This window comes from Mycobacterium sp., from assembly GCF_049683935.1.
Lineage (GTDB): Bacteria > Actinomycetota > Actinomycetes > Mycobacteriales > Mycobacteriaceae > Mycobacterium.
Genome location: NZ_JBAUJR010000492.1, coordinates 1 through 6,739, shown reverse-complemented (window position 1 = coordinate 6,739; position 6,739 = coordinate 1). Strand labels below are relative to the sequence as shown.

Here is a 6,739-nt window from a genome sequence, read left to right as displayed (position 1 = left end):
CCGCCGGACAGCATGCCGACACCGTGCTGCGCCTGCCCGACATCCGCGCGCTGCTGGACCGCCACCTCGCCGGGCGGCCGACACGTGCCAACTTCCGCACCGGCACGCTGACGGTCTGCACGATGGTGCCGATGCGCTCGGTGCCACACCGGGTGGTGTGCCTGGTCGGCCTCGACGACGGGGTGTTCCCGCGACTGGGAGTGGTCGACGGCGACGACGCGCTGGCCCGTGCTCCGATGACCGGTGAGCGCGACATCCGCTCCGAGGACCGGCAACTGCTGCTCGATGCCATTGGCGCCGCGACCGACAAGCTGGTCATCACCTACACCGGCTCCAACGAGCAGTCCGGCCAGCGCAGACCGCCGGCCGTACCCCTGATGGAGCTACTTGACGCCCTCGACATCACCACGCCGACGAGCGTGCGGCGTCAGGTCCTGGTGGAACACCCGTTGCAGCCCTTCGATGTTCGCAATGTCACCCCCGGAGCGCTCAACATGCCCGCGGGCCGGCCCTTCACGTTCGACCCCACCGCGCAGACTGCTGCCGAGGTCGCCGGAGGAGCTCGTGCACAACGCCCGGCTCTTCTCGGGAATACGCTGCCGGCGCCGCCGCCCGACGATGTCGCGCTCGACGACCTGATCGGTTTCTTCCGCGATCCGGTCAAGGGTTTCTTCCGCGCGCTGGACTACACGCTGCCGTGGGACGTCGATGCGATCGACGATGCGATGCCCGTCGAGATCGACGCTCTGCAGGAGTGGAAGGTCGGCGACCGCATGCTCGACGACATGCAGCGCGGGATGCACCCGAAAGAGGCGCAGCAGGCCGAGTGGCGACGCGGTTCGCTGCCGCCGGGTCAGCTGGGGTGGCGCAAGGCACTGGAGATCCGCGATCAGGCCGCCGCGCTCGCGGTTGCCGCACACCAGCACCGCGGCACGCCGCCGACGGCCTACGACGTGGACATCGACGTCGGCAACGGCAGGCGGGTCACGGGCACCGTCCCCCGCGTGTACGGCGACCGCCTCGTCACCGTCACCTACTCCAAGCTCGACGGACGGCACCTGCTCGAGTCGTGGATCCAATTGCTGGCGCTGATCTCTCGCTATCCGGACCGCGAATGGTCCGCGGTGTGCATCGGGCGGGCCAAACGCACCGGCCCACCCGTGGAGCGGACGCTCGGGCCTCCCGAGGTCCCCGCTGTCGACGTTCTCGGTGATCTCGTGGCCATCTATGACGCCGGACGCCGCGAGCCGATCCCCCTGCCCCTGAAGACTTCCTATGCATGGGCAGAAGCCAGGCATGCCCGGCGGCAGCCCGAACCCAGGGCGGCCTTCAAATGGGACACTGCGAAGTTCCCGGGTGAGAACGAGCAGCCGGCGCACGTGCGGGTATGGGGCTTGTCGAAGCTCGACGTCCTGCTCGAGCCGGTGCAGCCGGGCGAGGAATACGACGGTGAGAGCACCCGACTCGGCGCGTACGCCGCACGGCTGTGGCTGCCGATGCTGCGGGCGGAAGGGGCGACCGCGTGATGCAGACATTCGATCTGCTCGGCCCGCTGCCCGCTCGCAACACCACGACGGTGCTGGAGGCCAGCGCCGGCACCGGCAAGACGTTCGCGCTGGCCGGCCTGGTGACGCGGTACCTGGCCGACGGCGTGGCGACGCTCGACGAGATGCTGCTGATCACGTTCAGCAAGGCCGCCAGCCAGGAACTGCGCGAACGCGTGCGCGGCCAGATCCTCGACGCGGTGTCGGCGTTCCACGATCCGACGACGGCCGGTGACAACGAACTCGTCCGGCATCTGCTCCAAGGCACCCCCGAGGAACTGCGCGCCCGCGAACAACGGCTTCGTGACGCCCTCGCCGGCTTCGACGCAGCCACCATCGCGACCACCCACCAGTTCTGCCATCTGGTGCTCAAATCGCTGGGTGTGGCGGGCGACACCGACGCAGGCGTGACACTGGCCGAGAGCCTCGACGATCTGGTGGTCGAGATCGTCGACGATCTCTACCTCGCGCACTTCGGCCGCAGCCACGACGACCCGCCGCTGTCCCGCGGCGACGCGCTGGCCCTGGCACGCGCCGTCGTCCAGAATCCGAGCGCCGAACTGCGGCCGGTCAGGCCACCCGAGGGTAGCCCCGCCGCCGTCCGGATGGACTTCGCGACGGCGGCGTGCTCAGAGCTGGAGCGCCGCAAGCGCACCCGCGGCATCCTCGGCTACGACGACCTGCTGAGCCGGCTGGCCACCGCGCTGGAGGCCGGCGATTCACCCGCTCGGGTGCGGATGCACCGGCGGTGGTCGATCGTCATGGTCGACGAATTCCAGGACACCGACCCGGTGCAGTGGCAGGTGATCGACAGGGCGTTCAGCGGCCGCTCCACGCTGATCCTCATCGGTGATCCGAAACAGGCCATCTATGCCTTCCGCGGCGGCGACATCACCACCTACCTGCACGCGGCCGCGACAGCAGGAGAACGCCGGACGCTCGGCACCAACTGGCGCAGCGACGCGGTGCTCGTCGACAGCCTGCAGGCCGTGCTCCGCGACGCCGAACTCGGAAACAGCGGCATCGTCGTGCGCCCGGTCGAGGCCCACCATCAGGGGCACCGACTGGCCGGCGCCCCGCACAATGATCCGTTTCGGCTGCGGGTGGTGTCCCGCGACACCACCGGAACCCGGCAGGACAAGACCATCACGATCGGCCAACTGCGCCAACACATTCCTCGCGATCTGGCAGCCGACATCGCGGCGCTGCTGGCCAGCGGGGCCACTTACGACGGAGAGCCGATCCAGGCGGGCGACATCGCGGTGATCGTCGAGAAGCACAAGGACGGACGCCCGTGCTTCGACGCACTCACCGCGGCCGGTATCCCGGCGGTCTACACCGGAGCTTCGGACGTCTTGCGTTCCGATGCCGCCGACGACTGGCTATGCCTGCTGGAAGCGTTCGACCAGCCGCACCGCACCGGGCTGGTCCGGGCGGCGGCCACCACCATGTTCTTCGGCCACACCGCCGAAGACCTTGCGACACAAGGTGATGACCTGACCGACCGGGTCGCCGAGACGATCCGCGGATGGGCCGACCACGTCCGCGAGCGCGGCATCGCGGCAGTTCTCGAGGCCGCGCAACTCGCCGGCATGGGTCGCCGGGTGCTGTCGTGGACCGACGGCGAGCGGCAGATGACCGACCTCGCCCACATGACACAGGTGCTGCACGACACCGCCCATCGTGAGCACTACAGCCTGCCCGCGCTGCGGGACTGGCTGCGCACCCAGCGCGAAGAGCAGAGTGGGCCAACCGAACGCAACCGCCGCCTCGACAGTGACGCCACCGCCGTGCAGATCATGACTGTGTACGCCAGCAAGGGCCTGCAGTACCCGGTCGTGTATCTGCCCTTCGCGTTCAACCGCAACATCCGAACCGACGAGGCGGTGCTGTTCCACGACGGAGCCCGGCGCTGCCTGCACATCGGCGGTGAGACCAGCCCGGATTACGCCGAGGTGACGAGGCTCGGCAGGCGCGAAGTCTCCTCCGACGATGTCCGGCTCACCTATGTCGCGCTGACCCGGGCCCAGTCGCAGGTGGTGGCCTGGTGGGCGCCGTCGTGGGACGAGCCCAACGGTGGCCTGTCACGACTGCTGCGGGGCCGCGCCCCCGGTGATCCGGTTGTGCCCGATCGCTGCGACCCCCCGGTACCGGACGACGCCGACGCGATGGCGGCGCTGCGTGCCTGGTCCGATCGGGGCGGCCCGGCGCTCGAGGATTCAGTGGTGGCATCCGATGCCGGGGTCCGGCCACCCGCGCCTCCCACCGGCCTCGCGGTGCGCACCTTCGACCGTCAGATCGATGCGTCGTGGCGGCGCACGTCGTACTCCGGCCTGATCCGCGCCGCCGAGTCGTCCGGCGGGGTGTCGAGCGAACCCGAGGTGGCGGAGAAGGACGACGAGACCCCCGGCGCGCCGGCCGACGTGGCGGTGTCCGATCCTGCCGACGCCGGCGTTGCGGCAATCCCCTCGCCGATGGCGGACCTGCCGATGGGCGCCAAGTTCGGCACGCTGGTGCATGCGGTGTTGGAGACAGCCGACCCGTCGGCCTCCGATCTGGCCACCGAACTCGAGGCGCAGATTCGCGAGCATTCGGTGTGGTGGCCCGTCGACGTAGCGGCTGAGGAACTCGCCGCCGCGCTGGTTCCGATGCACGACACGCCGCTCGGACCGCTGGCCCCGGGCGTGACGCTGCGCGACATCGGATTCCGGGACCGGTTGCGGGAGATGGACTTCGAGTTCCCCCTCGCAGGTGGTGACGTGCGTGCCGACGCGCCGCGGATATCTCTGGCCGACGTCGGGAAGCTGTTCGGCCAGCATGTGGCCGCCGACGACCCACTGGTGTCGTACGCAGAGCGACTGTCGAGCGGAGCGCTGGCCGGGCAGTCGCTGAGGGGTTACCTGACGGGTTCACTCGATGTGGTGCTGCGGGTCGGGCAGCGATACCTCGTCGCCGACTACAAGACCAATTGGCTGGGTGAACCCGAGAAGCCGCTGACATCCGCCGCGTACGGTCAGGCGCGGATGGCGGAGGCGATGTTGCACTCCGACTACCCATTGCAGGCGCTGCTGTACTGCGTGGTGCTGCATCGTTTTCTGCGGTGGCGCCAGCCCGGCTACGACCCGCAGGTGCATCTGGGCGGTGTGCTGTACCTGTTCGTGCGCGGAATGTGCGGTGAGCAGACCCCGGTGGTCGACGGACATCCGGCCGGGGTGTTCGGCTGGCAGCCACCGGCGTCGTTGATCATCGCGATGTCCGATCTGCTCGCCGGCGGGGCGGTCGCGCCATGATCCTCGAGACGTTCGCCGACCTCTTCGAACCGGCCGACATCCACGTCGCGCGACGGTTGACCGCGCTCGCCGAGGAGCCCGACCAGACAGTCGCTTTGGCGGTCGCCGTCGCGGTGAGAGCGCTGCGCGGCGGGTCGGTGTGCGTCGATCTGCGGTCGGTCGCAGAACAGGTCGGACGTCCCGAGTTGCCCTGGCCGTCGCCTGATGACTGGCTGGCCGCGGTCACCGACAGCCCGATGGTGGTCAAGACGCCGGTGCTGCGACTCTTCGGTGATCTGCTGTATCTCGACAGATACTGGCTCGAGGAACAGCAGGTGTGTGACGACGTGCTGGCGTTGTTGGCCTCGACGCTGCGCGGCACGGTGCCGAGCCTGGATCGCCTGTTCCCCGCCGGGTGGGAGGAGCAGCGATCGGCGGCCGAAGTTGCGCTGACACAATCACTTACGGTGCTGACCGGAGGGCCCGGCACCGGGAAGACCACCACCGTGGCCCGGTTGCTGGCGCTTCTGGCCGAGCAGGCGTCGCTGGCCGGGCAGCCGCCGCTGCGGATCGCGCTGGCGGCGCCGACCGGCAAGGCCGCCGCGAGGCTGCTGGAGGCAGTGCAGTTGGAGGTCGACGCCCTCGATCCGGTCGATCGGGATCGGCTGCCGGAGTTGACGTCCTCGACGCTGCACCGGCTGCTGCGATCGCTGCCGGGCAACTCGTCGCGGTTCCGCCATCATCGCGAGAACCGGTTGCCCCACGACGTCATCGTGGTCGACGAGACGTCGATGGTCTCGCTGACGCTGATGGCCCGACTGCTGGAGGCGGTGCGCCCGGACAGCCGCCTACTGCTGGTCGGCGACGCGGATCAGTTGGCCTCGGTGGAAGCCGGTGCGGTACTGGCGGACCTGGTCGACGGGCTCGGCGGTCGCGACGACGTCCGGATCGTGTCACTGGAGACCTCGCATCGGTTCGGCGAGTCGATCGGCGCGCTGGCGACCGCCATCCGCGACGGTGACGACGACCGGGTGATCGAGTTGCTCGCGGCCGGTGGCGAGCACATCGAGTGGCTCGACACCGACGAGCCCGGTGAACAGCTACGCACCGTGCTGCTGCCGCACGCACTGCGGCTGCGTGAGGCTGCAGTGCGTGGCGACGGCGTGGCGGGGTTGGCGGCACTGGGTGAGCACCGGCTGTTGTGCGCGCACCGCCGCGGGCCATTCGGCGTGCAGCACTGGAACCGGCAGATCGAGCGATGGCTGACCGACTCGACGGGTGAACCGATCTGGACCGACTGGTACGCCGGTCGGCCGGTGCTGGTGACGGCCAACGACTACGGGCTCGGCCTGTACAACGGGGACACCGGCGTGACGGTGGTGCGCGGGACCGGGCTGTGCGCGGTTGTCGGGTCGGGCGCCGGACCGGTGGAGTTCGCGACCGGCCGGCTCTCCGACGTCGACACCATGCATGCGATGACCATTCACAAGAGCCAGGGCAGCCAGGCCGACGAGGTCACTGTGCTGCTGCCGCAGGAGGAATCGCGGCTGCTGACCCGCGAGCTGTTCTACACCGCTGTCACGCGGGCCAAGCAGCGGGTGCGGGTCGTCGGCTCCGAGTCGGCGATCCGGGAGGCGATCTCGCGGCGGGTCGTCCGCGCGTCCGGCCTGGCTCGCCGCCTACGCTGAGCGACCTGTTCGCCGAGATTGCGTTCCGGCAGGTCCTCTTTCGGATTTTGCCTGCTGGAATGCAGTTCCGGCGGTGGACGCCATCAAGATCCTGCCACCGGACCGATCAATTACTGCCAATGGAATTAAACCCCTGACCTGCCGGTTCAACCCATCAGATCCACAAGAACAGCACACGAAGAACGTCAGAACCGCGAGATTCGCTCCACGGCTCCGACCCACACATAGGGAAGAGCAG

2 protein-coding genes and 1 pseudogene are annotated in these 6,739 nt (G+C 69.2%); all 3 read left to right on the top strand.

The genetic code is table 11. The features are described from left to right. A pseudogene (locus WA965_RS28235) lies at window positions 1-1,526 on the top strand (exodeoxyribonuclease V subunit gamma); the annotation flags it as partial. Continuing rightward, a complete protein-coding gene (gene recB / locus WA965_RS28230) occupies window positions 1,526-4,834 on the top strand; it encodes an exodeoxyribonuclease V subunit beta (protein ID WP_526298348.1) in 3,309 nt (1,102 codons plus the stop codon). The pseudogene WA965_RS28235 and the gene recB, both read left to right, overlap by 1 nt. Next, the gene (gene recD, locus WA965_RS28225; protein WP_526448263.1) at window positions 4,831-6,501 is read left to right on the top strand and encodes an exodeoxyribonuclease V subunit alpha; all 1,671 of its coding nucleotides are present in this window, start codon (window positions 4,831-4,833) and stop codon (window positions 6,499-6,501) included. The genes recB and recD overlap by 4 nt, the downstream gene beginning before the upstream one ends. Window positions 6,502-6,739: the final 238 nt, after the last annotated feature.